General features: G+C 72.8%; 14 protein-coding genes. 12 read left to right on the plus strand and 2 right to left on the minus strand.

The annotated features are described in order from the left end of the window. A partial coding sequence (locus E1281_RS23540; RefSeq protein ID WP_165959065.1) for a GntR family transcriptional regulator occupies positions 1-689 on the minus strand: 689 nt, incomplete at its 3' end. 147 nt (positions 690-836) lie between these two features. Between E1281_RS23540 and E1281_RS23545 the strand changes: the two genes are divergently transcribed. The 4 genes from E1281_RS23545 (at position 837) to E1281_RS23560 (ending at position 6,034) form a co-directional block, all read left to right on the plus strand. Then, positions 837-2,255 carry an aldehyde dehydrogenase family protein gene (locus E1281_RS23545; protein WP_131881688.1) on the plus strand — a complete coding sequence of 473 codons (1,419 nt, stop codon included), beginning with the start codon at positions 837-839 and terminating at the stop codon, positions 2,253-2,255. A gap of 23 nt (positions 2,256-2,278) precedes the next feature. Next, positions 2,279-3,364, plus strand: a complete 1,086-nt coding sequence (locus E1281_RS23550) for a Zn-dependent alcohol dehydrogenase (RefSeq protein WP_131881690.1) — start codon at positions 2,279-2,281, stop codon at positions 3,362-3,364. Then, complete coding sequence (locus E1281_RS23555) at positions 3,361-4,542, plus strand: CoA transferase (protein ID WP_131881692.1); 1,182 nt, start codon at positions 3,361-3,363, stop codon at positions 4,540-4,542. The genes E1281_RS23550 and E1281_RS23555 overlap by 4 nt, the downstream gene beginning before the upstream one ends. Before the next feature lie 79 nt (positions 4,543-4,621). Further along, a complete protein-coding gene (locus E1281_RS23560) occupies positions 4,622-6,034 on the plus strand; it encodes an MFS transporter (protein WP_243717304.1) in 1,413 nt (470 codons plus the stop codon). Positions 6,035-6,108: 74 nt separating this feature from the next. Here the strand turns inward: E1281_RS23560 and E1281_RS23565 are convergent, their stop codons facing one another. After that, a complete protein-coding gene (locus tag E1281_RS23565) occupies positions 6,109-6,603 on the minus strand; it encodes a transcriptional regulator (protein ID WP_021597992.1) in 495 nt (164 codons plus the stop codon). 446 nt (positions 6,604-7,049) lie between these two features. Here E1281_RS23565 and pyrR point away from each other — a divergent pair, with 446 nt between their 5' ends. The 8 genes from pyrR (at position 7,050) to pyrF (ending at position 16,963) form a co-directional block, all read left to right on the plus strand. Then, positions 7,050-7,634, plus strand: coding sequence for a bifunctional pyr operon transcriptional regulator/uracil phosphoribosyltransferase PyrR (gene pyrR, locus E1281_RS23570; RefSeq protein ID WP_131881694.1), 585 nt, complete (start codon positions 7,050-7,052; stop codon positions 7,632-7,634). Further along, positions 7,631-8,572, plus strand: a complete 942-nt coding sequence (locus tag E1281_RS23575) for an aspartate carbamoyltransferase catalytic subunit (RefSeq protein ID WP_131881696.1) — start codon at positions 7,631-7,633, stop codon at positions 8,570-8,572. The genes pyrR and E1281_RS23575 overlap by 4 nt, the downstream gene beginning before the upstream one ends. After that, the gene (locus E1281_RS23580) at positions 8,569-9,852 is read left to right on the plus strand and encodes a dihydroorotase (protein WP_131881698.1); all 1,284 of its coding nucleotides are present in this window, start codon (positions 8,569-8,571) and stop codon (positions 9,850-9,852) included. The genes E1281_RS23575 and E1281_RS23580 overlap by 4 nt, the downstream gene beginning before the upstream one ends. After that, positions 9,849-10,967 carry a glutamine-hydrolyzing carbamoyl-phosphate synthase small subunit gene (carA, locus tag E1281_RS23585; RefSeq protein ID WP_131881700.1) on the plus strand — a complete coding sequence of 373 codons (1,119 nt, stop codon included), beginning with the start codon at positions 9,849-9,851 and terminating at the stop codon, positions 10,965-10,967. The genes E1281_RS23580 and carA overlap by 4 nt, the downstream gene beginning before the upstream one ends. After that, positions 10,967-14,335 carry a carbamoyl-phosphate synthase large subunit gene (gene carB / locus E1281_RS23590; protein WP_131881702.1) on the plus strand — a complete coding sequence of 1,123 codons (3,369 nt, stop codon included), beginning with the start codon at positions 10,967-10,969 and terminating at the stop codon, positions 14,333-14,335. The genes carA and carB overlap by 1 nt, the downstream gene beginning before the upstream one ends. 77 nt (positions 14,336-14,412) lie before the next feature. Then, entirely contained in the window at positions 14,413-15,300 is an 888-nt protein-coding gene (locus E1281_RS23595; protein ID WP_131881704.1) for a dihydroorotate dehydrogenase electron transfer subunit, read from the plus strand. After that, positions 15,297-16,277: a dihydroorotate dehydrogenase gene (locus E1281_RS23600; RefSeq protein WP_131881706.1), complete on the plus strand. Its 981-nt coding sequence runs from the start codon at positions 15,297-15,299 to the stop codon at positions 16,275-16,277. Before E1281_RS23595 ends, E1281_RS23600 begins: the two co-directional genes overlap by 4 nt. Further along, positions 16,274-16,963 (plus strand): orotidine-5'-phosphate decarboxylase, encoded by a 690-nt coding sequence (pyrF, locus tag E1281_RS23605; protein ID WP_131881708.1) that lies wholly within the window; start codon positions 16,274-16,276, stop codon positions 16,961-16,963. The genes E1281_RS23600 and pyrF overlap by 4 nt, the downstream gene beginning before the upstream one ends. Positions 16,964-17,226 lie beyond the last annotated feature (263 nt).

Here is a 17,226-nt window from a genome sequence, read left to right on the forward strand (position 1 = left end):
AGGACGTTGCGGGTGGCCAGGTGGTCGGTGAGGAGGCGGCCGATGTTCCTGATGTGGGCGGCCATGGCGGTGCGGGCGGCGTCGGGGTCGCGGGTGCGGAGGGCGTCGAAGACGGCGGAGTGGTCGTGGGCGGACGCCTCCGCCCAGCCCTCGATGCTGCCGAAGAAGCCCAGCGGCACGTAGTGGACGGTCAGGCTGAGCAGGGACGTCATCCGGGACGAGCCCGAGGAGCGGTTGATCGTCCGGTGGATCTCGTGGTTGAGGCGGTCGACCTGCTCCGCGTCCCGTTCGCGGGCGGCGGCCTCCAGGCGGGACTGGACCTCCTGGAGGTGCTCGATCTCGGCGTCCTCCAGGGCGCGGGCGGCACGGGCGGCGAGTTCCCCGGCGATGTAGGCCTGCACGTCGAACAGGTCGGCGACGTCCCGCGCGGTGAGGGGCAGCACCCGGAAGCCGCGGCGCGGCTCCCAGCGCACGGCGCCCTCGCTGTGCAGGATCATCAGCGCCTCCCGGACGGGGGTCGCGCTGATGCCCAGCTCGGCGGCCAGGTGCTCGGTGCGGACGTAGTCCGGGGCGCGCAGCTCGCCGACCATGATGGCCTCGCGGACGTGGGAGGCGACCATCTCGCTGAGCTGGTGCCTTCCGGGCGGCATGGGATCGCGCCCGGCCTTCGGGATCTGGCCGACGGGCATGCTCTCCCCCCGCTCTGCTAGCCGGAACGACGTGAGCATATCGTCGGGAGACCGCGCCGCCCGGCCGTGCCGGGCGGGCGCGCGACCCGGCCGCGAGCGAATGCCATATTCTATAGAATCCGCTGACATCCACCGCGAGGAGCCGCTGTGCGCGACCGAGACGCCCTCTACATCGACGGAGCGTGGACCAGCCCGCTGGGCGGCGGGGTCATCGCCGTCGAGAACCCCGCGACCGAGGAGACCCTCGCCACCGTGCCCGAGGGGACCGCCGAGGACGCCGGCCGCGCGGTCCGGGCCGCCCGCGCCGCGCTGCCCGCCTGGTCGGCGACGTCGTACCGGGAGCGCTCGGAACTCCTCGGGCGCCTCCACGACGCGCTGGCGAGCCGCGAGGAGGCCATCGCGCGGACGATCGCGAGCGAGGTCGGGACGCCGATGCGCATCGCGACCCGCATCCAGGCGAGGCTGCCGCGGACGGTGGTCGCCGGATACGCCGAGCTGATCGCCGGCGGCATCCCGGACGAGCGCGTCGGCAACTCGCTGATCGTCAGGGAGCCCGCCGGCGTCGTCGCCGCGGTCACGCCGTGGAACTACCCGCTGCACCAGATCACCTGCAAGCTCGCCCCCGCGCTCGCGGCCGGCTGCACCATCGTGATCAAGCCGAGCGAGGTCGCGCCGCTGGTCGCCTACGAGCTGATGGACGCCGTCCACGAGGCGGGGCTGCCCGCCGGGGTCGTCAACCTCGTCCCCGGATACGGGCCGGTCGTCGGCGAGGCGCTCGCCACCCATCCCGAGGTCGACATGGTGTCGTTCACCGGCTCGGTGCGGGCCGGCTCCCGGGTCGCCGAGCTGGCCGCCGGGACGATCAAGAAGGTCGCGCTGGAGCTGGGCGGCAAGTCCGCGAACGTGATCCTGGACGACGCCGACGTCGAGACCGCCGTGAAGGTCGGCGTCTCGAACGCGTTCCTGAACGGCGGCCAGACGTGCACAGCCTGGACGCGGATGCTCGTCCACCAGGACCTCTACGAGCAGGCGCTCGACCTGGCCAAGGGCTTCGCGGAGGGCTTCGTCCCGGGAGATCCGCTCGATTCGTCCACCAAGCTGGGCCCGATGGCGTCCAAGGCGCAGCTCGAACGGGTGCGCGGCTACATCGACACCGGCGTGGCCGAGGGCGCGCGGGTCGTCACCGGCGGAACCGCCGCACCGGACGGTCTCGACCGCGGCCACTACGTCGCGGCGACCGTCCTGGCCGATGTCGACCAGGACGCGACCGTCGCGCAGGAGGAGATCTTCGGGCCGGTCCTGTCCGTCATCCCGTTCCGCGACGAGGACGAGGCGCTCCGGATCGCGAACAACTCCCGCTACGGGCTCGCAGGGGGTGTGTGGGCGGGCGACCAGGATCGCGCGGTCGCGTTCGCCCGCCAGGTGAGGACGGGCTCCATCGACGTCAACGGCGGCGCCTACAACCCGCTGGCCCCGTTCGGCGGCTACAAGCAGTCCGGGCTCGGCCGCGAGCTGGGCCGCTTCGGCCTCGAAGAGTTCACCGAGATCAAGTCCATCCAGCTCTGATCCCGCCAGCCGAGGAGAACAGCATGGTCAAGGCCGTCGTCGCCCCCGGGCCGGACGCCCCGTTGCAGGTCCGCGACATCGAACTGCCCCCGGTCGGCCCCGGTGACGTCAGGGTCCGGGTGGCGGCGGCCGGGGTGTGCCACTCCGACCTGTCGATGATCAACGGCACGCTCGCGCCGGAGTTCCCGCTCGTCCTCGGCCACGAGGCCGCGGGGACGGTCGCGGAGGTGGGCGCGGACGTGACGAAGGTCCGGCCCGGCGACCGCGTCGTGCTGAACTGGGCCGCCGCCTGCGGCGAGTGCTGGTTCTGCGGTCAGGACGAGCCGTGGCTGTGCAGCGCCGTGGAGGGCGCCGTGAGCCCTTCGTCCGGCGCCACGCTGGACGGCGCCGCACTCCAGATGTGCATGGGCGTCGGCGGTTTCGCCGAAGAGCTGATCGCCCCGGAGCGCTCGGTCGTGCCGCTGCCCGCGTCCGCCCCGCTCGACCTGGGCGCGCTCCTCGGCTGCGCCGTGCTGACGGGCATCGGCGCCGTCCGCAACACCGCGCAGGTGCGTGAAGGGCAGTCGGTGCTGGTCATCGGCCTGGGCGGTATCGGGCTGTCGACCGTGACGGGAGCCCGCCTCGCCGGTGCCGGGACCATCATCGCCGTCGACCGGGGCACGGAGAAGGAGGAGCTGGCCAGGACCGCGGGCGCGACGCACTACCTCGCGGCCGACCCGAAGCTGGCCAAGCAGGTCCGGGCCCTGACGGAAGGGCGGGGGGCCGACCACGCCTTCGAATGCGTCGGCAAGGCGGACCTGATCCGGACGGCCTGGCAGGCGGTGCGTCGCGGCGGGCAGTGCACGGTCGTCGGCGTCGGGGCCCGCGACGACGCGACGACCTTCAACGCCCTGGAGCTGTTCCACTTCAACCGGCGGCTGACCAGTTCGGTCTACGGCTCGTCCGATCCGGACCGGGACGTTCCGCTGCTCGCCCAGGAGATCGAGGCGGGACGGCTCGACCTGTCCACCCTCGTCACCCACCGCATCGGCCTGGACGGTGTCGCGGAGGCGTTCGACCGGATGCGGGCCGGGCACGGCGCGCGCTCCCTCATCGAGATGGCCCCATGACGCTCCCGCTCGCGGGGATGCGCGTGATCGAGCTGTCCAGCTTCGTCGCCGTGCCGCTGGGCGGGATGACCCTCGCCCAGCTCGGCGCGGACGTCATCCGCGTCGACCAGATCGGCGGCGGTCCCGACATCGACCGCTGGCCGCTCGCTCCGTCCGGCCGGAGCCTGTACTGGGCCGGGCTCAACAAGGGCAAGCGGTCCCTCACCGCCGACCTGCGCTCCCCAGAGGGCCGCGAACTGGTGGCGGACCTCGTCGCCGAGAGCGGCGTCGTCCTGACCAACGCGCCGCCGCGCGACGGGCTCACCTACGAGGCGCTGCGGGAGAGGCGCCCCGACCTGATCCACGTCCGGCTCCAGGGCCGCCGTGACGGCGGCAACGCCGTCGACTACACGGTCAACGCCGCCATGGGCTTCCCGTCCATCACGGGCCCGCCGGACCGGACGGCCCCCGTCAACCACGTGCTGCCCGCCTGGGACATCGCGTGCGGGCTCTACCTGGCCATCGGCCTGCTGGCGGCCGAACGGCACCGCCTGCGCACGGGCGAAGGCCAATGCCTCCACGTGGCGCTGCAAGACGTGGCCCTGGCCACGGCCGGGAACCTCGGCTACCTGGCCGAGGCGCAACTCGGGGACGCCCGCCCGCGCCTCGGCAACGACCTCTTCGGCGACTTCGGCCGCGACTTCGCCACCGCCGACGGCCGCGTCATGGTCGTCGCCCTCACCCCCCGCCACTGGCGCGACCTGGTGAGGGCGACCGGGCTCGGCGAGGTCGTCACGGCCCTGGAGCGCGCCCTCGGCGCCGACTTCCGCCGAGCCGGCGACCGCTACACCTACCGCGACGCGCTCGCCGGCATCCTCGCCCCCTGGTTCGCCTCCCGCACCTGCGAGCAGATCGAGGACGCGCTGGAGGACGCGTCCGTCCTGCGGTCCCGCTACCGCGACTTCGCGGACCTGACCGCCGACCTGGACACCGAACCCCTCATGGCCGAACTGGACCAGCCCGGCATAGGCGCGCACCTGGCCCCCGGCTCCCCGCTCCGCCTGGGCGAGACGTCGCTGCCGCCCGCCCCGGCCCCGGACCTCGGCCAGCACACAGACGAGATCCTCCAGGAGGTCCTGTCGCGACCTCCGGACGAGGTGGACGCTCTCCGCACCCGCCGCGTGGCCGGGGAACCCTGACCGGTTGCGGCGCAGGCCCTCCCGCCGCTTTTTCGCCGCCCTGGGGATTGTTAGGCTGGCGAACTAAAGGGAGGTCTCGGTGGCGTCGCGCGGTGGGCGGGGGCTGGTGCCGCTCCTGGCGTTCCTCGGGGTGATGGCGTACTCGCTGTCCATGGCCGTCGTGACGCCGGCGCTGCCGCAGATCCAGGAGGGGCTGGACACGACGCCCGCAGGCGCCGCGTGGGCGCTGACCGCGATGACGCTCTCCGCGGCGGTCGCCACGCCGGTGATCGGGCGCCTGGGGGACCTGTACGGGCCGCGGCGCGTCCTGCTCGCCGTGCTCACGGTCGCCACCGCGGGGATGGTCGTCGCCGCGGTGGCGTGGACGGTGCCGGTCATGCTGGCCGGGCGCGCCCTCGGCGGCATCGGCAGCGGCGTCTTCCCGCTGGCCTACACGATCATCAGGGACGTCATCCCGCCCGCCAGGAGGGCCTCGGCGGTGGGGCTCATGTCGTCCATGCTGGGTCTCGGCGGGGCGGTCTCCTGGTGCCTCGCCGGGCCGATCATCGACTTCCTGGGGTGGCGGTGGCTCCTCTGGGTGCCGGTCGCCGGCCTGGTGCCCGGTCTCGCCCTCGCCTGGCGGATCGTTCCGCGGTCGGAGCGCCGGGAGGCCGCGAAGGTCGACTGGTGGGGCGCCGTCCTCTTCGCCGCCTGGCTGGTCGCGGCGCTCACCGCGCTCACCCAGGGCATGGAATGGGGCTGGACGTCCCCGGGCGTCCTCGGCCTGCTGGCGGTCTCGCTCGTGGCCGTGGCCGCCTGGCTGCGGGTGGAGGGCCGGGTCGCCCAGCCGCTGATCGACCTGCGGCAGATGCGGGCGCGCGGAGTCTGGACGGCCCACGCCGCGTCGCTGCTGTCCGGTTACGCGCTCATGGCGGGCGGGCTCCTGTTCCCCCTGCTCGTCCAGCTCCCGGAGGACACCGGCCACGGCTTCGGCGGGACGGCCACCCAGGCGGCCCTCCTGCAGCTGCCCGCCAGCATCGGCATGACGGCCGCCGGACTCTCCGCGGGAATCCTCGACCGGAGGATCGGGTCCCGCGCGGTCCTTCTCGGCGGGGCGGCGATGACGGGGCTCGGCTACGCGTTCGTGGCCGTCCAGCATGAGGACATGTGGCATCTCTACGCCGGCGGACTGGCCAGGGGCATCGGCCTGGGCTTCGCCTACGCGGCCGTCGCCAACCTGATCGTCGCGGTCGTCCCCGCGAGCGAGACCGGCGTGGCCACCGGCGTCAACACGCTCATCCGGACGGTCGGCGCCTCCCTCGGGCCGCAGATCAGCGCGGTCGTCCTCGTCGCGCTCCCCGGCGAGGGCGGCTACACGGCGGGTTTCGCCCTGTGCGCCGCCGTCATCGCGCTCGTCGTCCCCCTGGCCCTCCTCGTCCCGCGCGGCGGGCGCCCGGCCGCCCCGCGGCTCGCGGACGCGCCGCAGGCGGCGCCCGCCACGGTGAAGCGGTGACCGCGGGACGCGGAACGGGGCCCGGCGCGGTGCCGGACCCCGTCTCGATGGTGCGGTGTATCGGGGTGGTCCTCTCAGAACGACTCGACGGCGCGGCGCGCCTCCGGGTCGAGGACGCCCCAGCCGATGAGCTCCTCGGTCAGCTCGGTCGGGGACTTGTCGTAGATGACCGCGAGTGAACGCAGGTCTTCCTGGCGGATGGACAGGACCTTTCCGTTGTAATCGCCCCGCTGGCTCTGAATCGTCGCGGCGTAACGGGCGAGAGGACCGGCCTTGTCTTTCGGAAGCTGCTGCAACCGCTCTAGATCGATCACGAGCTTGGGTGTAGGCCCGAGCGGGCTCGGCGCGGCTCCGCCGGGCAGCAACTCGGAAACCGGCACGCCGTAGAAATCGGCGAGCTCGGCCAGCTTCTGAACGGTGACGGCGCGGTCGCCCCGCTCGTACGAACCCACGACGACGGCCTTCCAGCGGCCGCGTGACTTCTCCTCCACGCCGTGCAGGGACAGTCCCTGCTGGGTGCGGATGGCGCGCAGGCGCGCGCCGAGAGCCTTAGCGTATTCAGACGGCATTGTGCGGCCCCCAGGCTCACTTTCGTCGTCGTCGGACCCCGGCGTTTCGCCGGAGGGGGACAGTTCTGCGGGACCATTGCGCCACAGGAGCCTGTCCCCAGGGATGGTTACGGACAGTGACGGTAAAACGGAGAAGGCCCTAGGTCAAGCTGATTGGAAAAAAGCGGTCGAATCCGCCGGACTCGATCCGGGCGGTCCGGATCGTCCGCAAGCCCTGCGGGCACGGTGTGCACGGGCGGTCACGCGGCCGGCCCGCGGCCCGCCGGCCGGCCGAATGTGATGCCTCTCACCTGCGAAGACGTGGGCCGGTCCGGGTGCGGCGCGGTCCGCTCCTGCTGCTACCGTGGGGGAGACAAGACGTCCTTTAAGGCCCGTCCAGTGAGGCGGGAAAGGAGGTTTCGGTGGTGAATGCTGCCTCCAGGCCGGAACGGACCACGGAGGCGCGCGTGGCGGACGGTGACCCCCGGCCCAAGGCCGTTCTGGAGGGACCCGACATCCGGCGTGCGCTGACCCGCATCGCACACGAGATCCTTGAGCGGACCAAGGGCGGTCACGACGTCCTGCTGCTCGGCATCCAGACCCGCGGCGTGACGCTGGCCGAACGGCTGGCCGGGGCGCTGCGCGAGGTCGAGGGCCGCCCGGTGCCCTGGGGCTCGCTCGACGTGACCATGTACCGGGACGACCTGCGGATGCGGCCCGCCCGCGCGCTCGGCCGCACCGCGCTGCCCTCCGAGGGGGTCGACGACCGCGTCGTCGTCCTGGTCGACGACGTCCTGTTCTCCGGGCGGACGGTCCGCGCCGCGCTGGACGCCGTCAACGACCTCGGGCGGCCGCGGGCCGTCCAGCTGGCCGTGCTGGTCGACCGCGGGCACCGGGAGCTGCCGATCCGCGCCGACTACGTGGGCAAGAACCTGCCGACCTCGATGCGCGAGACCGTGAAGGTCCTGCTGGACGAGAACGACGGGCGCGACGCCGTGCTGCTGGGACCCGTGGCGGGGCCCGCGCCCGGCCCGACGGGGGGTGCCGTATGAACCGCCATCTGATCTCCGCCGCCGACCTGAGCCGCGACGACGCGCTGCTCGTCCTCGACACGGCCGAGGAGCTCGCGCAGATCGCGGGCCGCTCGATCAAGAAGCTGCCGACGCTGCGCGGCCGGACGGTCGTCAACCTGTTCTTCGAGGACTCCACCCGCACCCGCATCTCGTTCGAGGCCGCCGCCAAGCGGCTGTCCGCGGACGTCATCAACTTCTCCGTCAAGGGGTCGAGCGTCTCCAAGGGCGAGAGCCTGAAGGACACCGCGCTCACGCTGGAGGCGATGGGCGCGGACGGCGTCGTCATCCGCCACGGCGCCTCGGGCGCGCCGCACCGGCTGGCCGGCTGGGTGCAGGGAAGCGTGGTCAACGCCGGCGACGGCACGCACGAGCACCCGACCCAGGCCCTCCTGGACGCGTTCACGATGCGCCAGCGCCTGGGCGACCTGGAGGGCCGCAAGGTCACGATCGTGGGCGACGTCCTGCACAGCCGTGTGGCGCGATCCAACGTCCTGCTGCTCGACACGCTCGGCGCCGACGTCACCGTGGTCGCGCCTCCCACGCTGCTGCCCGTCGCGGTCGACACCTGGCCGTGCTCGGTCTCCTACGACCTCGACGGGGTGCTCCCCAAGAGCGACGTCATCATGATGCTGCGGGTGCAGCAGGAGCGGATGAACGCCTCGTACTTCCCGAGCGTGCGCGAGTACAGCCGCCGCTACGGCCTGGACGCCGAGCGCATGGCCGAGCTGCCCGACCACGCCATCGTGATGCACCCGGGGCCGATGAACCGCGGCGTCGAGATCGCCGCGGAGGTCGCCGACTCCGTCCGCTCCACCATCGTCGAGCAGGTCGCCAACGGCGTCAGCGCCCGCATGGCCGTCCTCTACCTGTTGCTCGGGGGCTCCGAGCCCGCCATCGGCCAGGAGGTCTCCCAGTGACGTACATCATCAAGGGCGCGCGCGTCCTCGGTGCGGAGGGCGCCGACATCCTGGTGCGCGACGGCGTCATCGCCGAGGTGGGTTCCGCGCTGGACGAGGCCGGGGCGCAGACCCTCGACGCCGAGGGGCTCATCGCGCTGCCCGGTCTCGTGGACCTGCACACCCATCTGCGCGAGCCCGGCCGGGAGGACGCCGAGACCGTCGAGTCCGGGACGAAGGCGGCCGCCATGGGCGGATACACCGCCGTCCACGCCATGGCCAACACCGACCCCGTCGCCGACACGGCCGGCGTGGTCGAGCAGGTATGGCGCCTGGGGCGCGAGGCCGGGTACTGCGACGTCCAGCCCGTCGGAGCGGTCACGCGGAGCATCGCCGGGGAGCAGCTCGCCGAACTGGGCGCGATGGCCGACTCCGCCGCCGGGGTCCGGGTCTTCTCCGACGACGGGCACTGCGTGTCGGACGCGGTCATCATGCGCCGGGCCCTGGAGTACGTGAAGGCGTTCGACGGCGTCGTCGCCCAGCACGCGCAGGAGCCCCGCCTCACCGAGGGCGCGCAGATGAACGAGGGCGAGATGTCGGCCGCGCTCGGCCTGCGCGGCTGGCCCGCCGTCGCCGAGGAGGCGATCATCGCCCGGGACGTCCTGCTCGCCCAGCACGTCGGGTCGCGGCTGCACGTGTGCCACGTGTCCACGGCCGGCTCGGTGGAGATCATCCGGTGGGCCAAGAGCAAGGGCTGCCCGGTGACCGCCGAGGTCACCCCCCACCACCTGCTGCTGGACGACGGCCGCGCCGGCTCCTACGACCCGATCTTCAAGGTCAACCCGCCGCTGCGCACCGCCGACGACGTCACCGCGCTGCGGCACGCCCTCGCGGACGGGACCATCGACTGCGTCGCCACCGACCACGCCCCGCACCCGGTCGAGGCCAAGGAGACCGAGTGGGCGGTCGCCGCGATGGGCATGATCGGCCTGGAGACGGCGCTGCCGGTCGTCCACGAGGCCATGGTGGAGACCGGGCTGCTCGACTGGCCCGGGGTCGCCGCGCGCATGTCCGCCGTCCCCGCCCGCATCGGCCGCCTCTCGGGACAGGGGCGTCCGCTGGAGGCCGGCTCGCCCGCCAACATCACGCTGTACGACCCGTCGCCCCGCCGTGCCGTGGACCCGTCCGCCATGACCTCCAAGAGCCGCAACACCCCGTTCGCTGGGCTGGAACTGCCCGGCCGGGTCATCGCGACGTTCCTGCGCGGCGAGCCGACCGTCCTGGAAGGAAAGCTCCAATGAACGATGCTCTGCTCGTGCTGGAGGACGGCAGGGTGTTCCGCGGGGCCGCGTACGGGGCCGAGGGGGAGACCTTCGGCGAGATGGTCTTCAACACCGGGATGACCGGATACCAGGAGACGCTCACCGACCCTTCGTACGCCCGCCAGATCGTGGCCATGACGTCCCCGCACATCGGCAACACCGGCGTCAACGCCCACGACCCCGAGTCGGACCGGATCCAGGTCGCCGGCTACGTGGTGCGCGAGCCCGCCCGTGTGGCGTCCAACTGGCGCGCCACCGGGTCGCTGGGCTCCGCGCTGCGCGAGCAGGGCGTGGTGGGCATCGCCATCCCCGGCACGCGGGCGCTGACGCGGCACCTGCGCGACCGGGGCGCGATGCGCGCGGGCGTCTTCAGCGGCGCGGCGGCGGTCGCGGCCGGCGAGGAGGCGCTGCTGGAACGGGTCCGGCGGAGCCCCTCGATGAAGGGCGCCGACCTCGCGCGGGACGTGTCGACCACCGAGCCGTACGTGGTCCCGGCGCAGGGGGACAGGCGCTACACCGTCGCGGCCGTGGACCTCGGCATCAAGTCGATGACCCCGCACCGGCTGGCCGTCCGGGGGTGCGAGGTGCACGTCCTGCCGGCGGCGAGCACGGCCGAGGAGATCCTCGCCCTGGCTCCTGACGGCGTGTTCTTCTCCAACGGTCCCGGCGACCCGGCCGCCGCGGGCTACGCGGTGGACGCGCTCAAGGGCGTCCTCGACTCCGGGACCCCGTTCTTCGGCATCTGCTTCGGCAACCAGATCTTCGGTCGTGCGCTCGGGCTCGGGACGTACAAGCTGCGGTTCGGCCACCGGGGCATCAACCAGCCCGTCCAGGACCGGGCGACCGGCAGGGTCCACATCTCGGCCCACAACCACGGGTTCGCGGTGGACGCCCCTGCGGACGGCCCGTTCGACACGCCCTACGGCCCGGCCGAGGTCACCCACGTCAACCTCAACGACGGCTGCGTGGAAGGGCTGAGGCTCCTGGAGCGCCCGGCGTTCAGCGTCCAGTACCACCCGGAGGCCGCGGCGGGTCCGCACGACGCGTCCGGGCTCTTCGAACGTTTCTGCGGGCAGATGGAGGCGTCGAGGTAATGCCGCGTCGTGGAGACCTGAAATCCGTCCTGGTCATCGGCTCAGGCCCGATCGTCATCGGCCAGGCGTGCGAGTTCGACTACTCCGGTACCCAGGCGTGCCGGGTGCTCAGGGCCGAGGGCCTGCGGGTGACGCTGGTCAACAGCAACCCGGCCACGATCATGACCGACCCGGAGTTCGCCGACGCCACCTATGTCGAGCCGATCACCCCCGAGGTCGTCGAGAAGATCATCGCCAAGGAGCGGCCGGACGCGCTGCTGCCCACGCTCGGCGGCCAGACGGCGCTGAACACCGCCATCGCGCTCTACGAGGGCGGCGTCCTCGCCAAGTACGGCGTCGAGCTGATCGGCGCCGACGTGGACGCGATCCAGGCGGGGGAGAACCGCGAGAGGTTCAAGGACGTCGTCGCCAAGGTCGCGCGCGAGCAGGGCCTGAACGCCGAGTCCGCGCGGTCGCTCATCTGCCACTCGATGGAGGAGTGCCTCGCCGCGGCGGGCGAGCTGGGCTACCCGCTCGTCGTGCGGCCGTCGTTCACGATGGGCGGCGCCGGCTCCGGCTTCGCCCACGACGAGGACGACCTGCGCCGCATCGCCGGCACGGGCCTCGACGCGTCCCCGACCAGCGAGGTGCTCCTGGAGGAGTCGATCCTCGGCTGGAAGGAGTACGAGCTGGAGGTCATGCGCGACCGCCACGACAACGTGGTGATCGTGTGCTCGATCGAGAACCTCGACCCGATGGGCGTGCACACCGGCGACTCGATCACGGTCGCGCCCGCGCTGACGCTGACCGACCGCGAGTACCAGAACATGCGCGACGTCGCGATCGCGGTGATCCGCGAGGTCGGCGTCGACACCGGCGGCTGCAACATCCAGTTCGCCGTGCACCCCGGCACCGGCCGGATGATCGTCATCGAGATGAACCCGCGGGTGTCGCGGTCGTCGGCGCTGGCGTCCAAGGCCACCGGCTTCCCGATCGCCAAGATCGCGGCGAAGCTGGCGATCGGGTACACGCTGGACGAGATCCCGAACGACATCACCCGCGAGACGCCCGCGTCGTTCGAGCCCACGCTCGACTACGTCGTGGTGAAGGTCCCCCGGTTCGCGTTCGAGAAGTTCCCCGGCGCGGACGGCACCCTCACCACGCACATGAAGTCGGTGGGCGAGGCCATGGCCATCGGGCGCTGCTTCACCGAGGCCCTTCAGAAGGCCCTGCGGTCGCTGGAGCAGAAGGGCTCGTCGTTCAGCTGGGCGGGCGAGGCCGACGCCGCCGAGTCGATCGCGTCGGCCGGGCGCCCGCACGACGGGCGGCTCAAGGACGTCCAGCGCGCGCTGTGGGCGGGAGCCACCGTCGAGGACGTGTACGAGGCGACCGGCATCGACCCCTGGTTCCTCGACCAGATCGCCGCGATCAACGAGATCGCCGACGAGATCCGCACCGCGGACGACGCGCTCACCAGTGACAAGCTGCTGCGCGCCAAGCGCCACGGGTTCTCGGACGCGCAGATCGGCGAGCTGCGGAACCTCTCCGAAGAGGTCGTCAGGGAACTGCGCCACGCCCTCGGCATCCGGCCCGTCTACCTCACCGTGGACACCTGCGCCGCCGAGTTCGAGGCGCAGACCCCCTACCTCTACTCGGCCTACGACGAGGAGACCGAGGTCCCGCCGGGCGCCAAGCCCAAGGTGATCATCCTCGGCAGCGGGCCGAACCGCATCGGCCAGGGCGTCGAGTTCGACTACTCCTGCGTCCACGCGTCGTTCACGCTGGCCGAGGCGGGCTTCGAGACCGTGATGGTCAACTGCAACCCGGAGACGGTCTCCACCGACTACGACACCTCCGACCGGCTCTACTTCGAGCCCCTCACGCTGGAGGACGTCCTAGAGGTCGTCCACGCGGAGCAGCAGTCCGGAGAGGTCGCGGGCGTCATCGTCCAGCTCGGCGGCCAGACGCCCCTGGGGCTCGCCCAGAAGCTCAAGAACGCCGGTGTCCCGATCGTGGGCACCTCGCCGGAGAGCATCCATCTCGCGGAAGAGCGCGGCGCGTTCGGACGCGTCCTGCACAGGGCCGGGCTGCTCGCGCCCAAGCACGGCACCGCCACCTCCTACGAGGAGGCCCGTGAGATCGCCGACGAGATCGGTTACCCCGTCCTCGTGCGTCCGTCGTACGTCCTCGGCGGGCGCGGCATGGAGATCGTGTACGACGACGCCACACTCGACGCGTACATGACCCGCGCCACGGAAGCGAGCCCTGAACATCCCGTCCTGGTCGACCGCTTCCTGGACGAGGCCATCGAGATCGACGTGGACGCCCTGTACGACGGCGAGGAGCTCTACCTCGGCGGCGTCATGGAGCACATCGAGGAGGCGGGCATCCACTCCGGCGACTCGGCGTGCGCGCTGCCCCCGATCACGCTCGGGCACGACGACATCCGCCGCATCCGGGAGGCGACGGAGGCGCTCGCGCGCGGCGTCGGGGTGCGCGGGCTCATGAACGTCCAGTACGCGCTCTCCGCGGGCGTCCTGTACGTCCTGGAGGCCAACCCGCGCGCGTCCCGCACGATCCCGTTCGTGTCCAAGGCGACGGCCGTGCCGCTCGCCAAGGCCGCCGCCCGCGTCATGATGGGCGCCACCGTCGCCGGGCTGCGCGCCGAGGGCATGCTCCCGGAGGAGGGCGACGGCGGGACCCTGCCGCTGGACGCGCCGATCGCGGTGAAGGAGGCCGTCCTGCCGTTCGACCGGTTCCGCAACGAGCGCGGCCAGGGGGTCGACACCGTCCTGGGGCCCGAGATGCGCTCGACCGGGGAGGTCATGGGCATCGACGAGGTGTTCGGCACCGCCTTCGCCAAGTCGCAGCAGGCCGCCTACGGCTCGCTGCCGACCAAGGGACGCGCGTTCGTCGCCGTGGCGAACCGGGACAAACGGCACATGGTGTTCCCCGTCAAGCGCCTCGCTGACCTGGGCTTTGAGATTCTTGCCACGGAGGGGACCGCCGAGGTCCTGCGCCGCAACGGCGTGCGTGCCAAGATCGTGCGCAAGCACAGCGAAGGTCCGGGCCCGTCCGGCGAGCCCACGATCGTGCGGCGCGTCCTGGACGGCGAGGTCGACCTCATCGTCAACACTCCCTTCGGCAGCCCGGGGCATTCCGGGCCGCGGCTCGACGGTTACGAGATCCGTACCGCGGCCGTGCTGCGGGGCGTACCGTGCGTGACGACCGTCCAGGGGCTCGCGGCGGCCGTGCAGGGCATCGAGGCCGTCGCGGGCGGCCAGGTCGGCGTCCGTTCCCTCCAGGAGCACGCCGAGCGGCTCGGCGGCTCCCGCGGGCGCGCCGGCGGGCATGGCCCCGACGGTGACGGAAGTATGGCGCCCGGGTGAATGAAGCCGGGCGGGCGGGCCAGGCCGAAATGCCGCGTCCCGCCCGGCCGGCGCATGCGACGACGAGAGGGAGACGGGTGTCCGACACACCGGTGCAGACGTCGGGGACGGTTCTGACGGTCCGCCAGGTGCAGGACTACCACGCGCTGACGCTGGTGGCCCCGGCCATAGCCGAGCGGTTCCGGCCCGGCCAGTTCGTGGCGCTCGCCGTCGGCGGCGAGCACACGTCCCGGCTGATCCGCCGCTGCTTCGGGGTGCACGAGGTCAAGTCGGACTACGGCGGCACCGTGGAGCTGGTGTTCGCCGACACCGAGCCCGGCACCGCCTGGCTCGCCGGACGCCGCTCCCGCGACCAGATCGACCTCGTCGGGCCGCTCGGGCGCCCGTTCCGGCTGCCCCGCGACCCCGTGAACTGCCTGCTCGTCGGCGGCGGCCCCGGCGCCGCCGCCGTGTTCGCCCTCGCCGACGCCCTTCAGCGGCGCGGCTGCCAGGTGCACTTCGTGCTCGGCGGGCCGTCCGCGCGGCAGGTGTTCGGCTCCCGGATGGCGCAGCGCATCGGCGACAGCTCCACCGTCGCCACCGAGGACGGGTCGATGGGGGAGAAGGGCGCCGTCCGCGACGTCCTGCCCCGCGTCATCGAGGAGACCGGCGCCGACGTCGTCTACGGCTGCGGCCCCACGGGCCTGCTCAGGTCGGTCACGCAGGTCGCCGGCGACTTCGGCCTGCCCTCGCAGGTGTCGGTCGAGGAGTTCCTCCAGCGGACGGGCGCGTGCGGCATCGGCGTGTGCATGACGTGCATGCTCCCCGTCCACGGGGACGACGGCGTGACCCGCATGGTGCGCGCCTGCGCGGACGGCCCCGTCCTGCGCGGCGACCGCGTCCGGTGGGGCGACCTCGGAACCATCCCGTTCGACGCGCTCGGTGCGCCGCGCGTCCTGAGCGTCTCCGAAGGGGGCTTGCAGTGAGCGACCGGGTCAGGACCACACTCGGGCCCCTGGAGCTGCCCAACCCCGTTATGACGGCCTCAGGGTGCGGTGGGACGGGCCGGGAGCTCGCCCAGTTCTTCGACCTCACCCGCCTGGGCGCGTTCGTCACCACGTCCGTGATGGCGCAGGCGCGCGCGGGGCGTCCCACCCCTCGGGTCACCGAAACGCCCAGCGGCCTCCTCACCGCGATGGGGCTCCCCGGCCCCGGCGTCGAAACGTTCCTGGAACGGGACCTTCCGTGGCTCATGGAGCAGGAGGTCCGCACGATCGTCTCCGTCGCCGGCAACAGCGTCGAGGAGTACGGCGAACTCGGGCGCCGCCTCCGCAACGTTCCCGGCATCGCCGCGATCGAGGTCAACATCGCCTGCACGAACGCCGAGGACCGCGGCCGCATGTTCGCCTGGCACCCGGCCGCCGCCGCGTCCGTCGTCCGGGCCGTCCGCGATCACGCCCGGCCCGGCGTTCCCGTCTTCGCCAAGCTCGCCCCCGACGTGACCGACATCGTCACCATAGCGCTGGCCTGCGTCGACGCCGGCGCGGACGGCCTCACGCTCATCAACACCATGGACGCCATGGCGATCGACCCGCGGACGCTCCGCCCCGCCCTCACCGGCGTGTCGGGCGGCCTGTCCGGGCCCGCCCTGCGCCCCGTCGCGATCCGCTGCGTCTACCAGGTGCACGCCGCGCTGCCCAGCACGCCCATCATCGGCGCCGGCGGCATCGCCACCGGCCTGGACGCCCTGGAGTTCATCCTCGCCGGCGCCTCCGCCGTCGCCGTCGGGACCGCCGTGTTCCACGACCCGTCGGCCGGGCCCCGCGTCCTGCGCGAGCTGGAGGAGGCCCTCGCGGCCCGCCGCATCGGGCGCCTCGCCGACGCCGTGGGCCTCGCGCACAAGCCCGCCGGGTACGTCCCGCCCCAGGTGAGCCCGCAAGAGCCCGAGAAGGAGAAGCTGTGACCGCCCCCATCGCCGTCGCGCTGGACGCGCCCGACCTGGAGACGGCCGCGCGCTGGGCCACCCTGGTCACGCCGCACGTCTCCACCGTCAAAGTGGGCCTGGAGCTCTACCTGCGGTACGGGCCGGACGTCGTCGCCAGCGTCCGGGGCGCCAGCCGCGTCCAGGTCTTCCTGGACCTCAAACTGCACGACATCCCGGCGACCGTCCGCGGCGCCGCCCGCGCGGTCGCCCGCCTCAAGCCGTCCTACCTGACCGTGCACGCCGCCGGGGGGCCCGCGATGATCCGCGCGGCGGTCGACGCCGTCCCGTCCGTGAAGATCGCCGCCGTGACCGTCCTGACGTCCCTCGACGAGAGCGATCTCACCGCGCTCGGCGTCGCGGGCCCCGCCCCCGACGCCGTGCGCCGGCTGGCCGTCCTCGCCGTCGAGGCGGGCGCCCAGGCCCTCGTCTGCTCGCCGCAGGAGGCCGCCGCGGTCCGCGCCGAGGTCGGCCCGGACATCACGCTCATCACCCCCGGCGTCCGCCCCGCCGGTTCCGACAACCAGGACCAGGCCCGCGTCGCCACTCCCGAGGACGCCCTGGCCGCGGGCGCCGACCTCCTGGTCATCGGCCGTCCCATCACCGCGGCCCCCGACCCCGGGGCCGCCGCGGCGGCCGTGGCCGCCGCCCTCCGCAAGGCGTCCTAGCCGGAGCGCCCCGCCTGCGGGCGGCCCACTGGACGGACAATGGTGCCCGTATGGCGAGATCTGCTTTCTGAGCACGTTTTTGCGGCGGAGGGTTCTCGGGCACGCGGTATCGCACATTGTGGTTTTAGTCGCATGCGAATGCGGAGACGGACTCCTCCGCATTGCGGTACGCGCCGAACGGCGAACTCGTTCACATGACGCAACGATTCACACGGGAGAAGGTTCCCCGGCGGGCGGGCGGTTCCGCGTCCAAGTGCGGGCCC

The organism is Actinomadura sp. KC345 (assembly GCF_004348515.1).
Classification (GTDB): Bacteria; Actinomycetota; Actinomycetes; order Streptosporangiales; family Streptosporangiaceae; genus Spirillospora.

Coding starts and splice junctions, on each gene's coding strand:
- E1281_RS23555 (WP_131881692.1), top strand. CDS start 3,361: ATGACGCTCCCGCTCGCGGGGATGCGCGTGATCGAGCTGTCCAGCTTC.
- E1281_RS23575 (WP_131881696.1), top strand. CDS start 7,631: ATGAACCGCCATCTGATCTCCGCCGCCGACCTGAGCCGCGACGACGCG.
- E1281_RS23565 (WP_021597992.1), bottom strand. CDS start 6,603: ATGCCGTCTGAATACGCTAAGGCTCTCGGCGCGCGCCTGCGCGCCATC.
- carA (WP_131881700.1), top strand. CDS start 9,849: ATGAACGATGCTCTGCTCGTGCTGGAGGACGGCAGGGTGTTCCGCGGG.
- E1281_RS23550 (WP_131881690.1), top strand. CDS start 2,279: ATGGTCAAGGCCGTCGTCGCCCCCGGGCCGGACGCCCCGTTGCAGGTC.
- carB (WP_131881702.1), top strand. CDS start 10,967: ATGCCGCGTCGTGGAGACCTGAAATCCGTCCTGGTCATCGGCTCAGGC.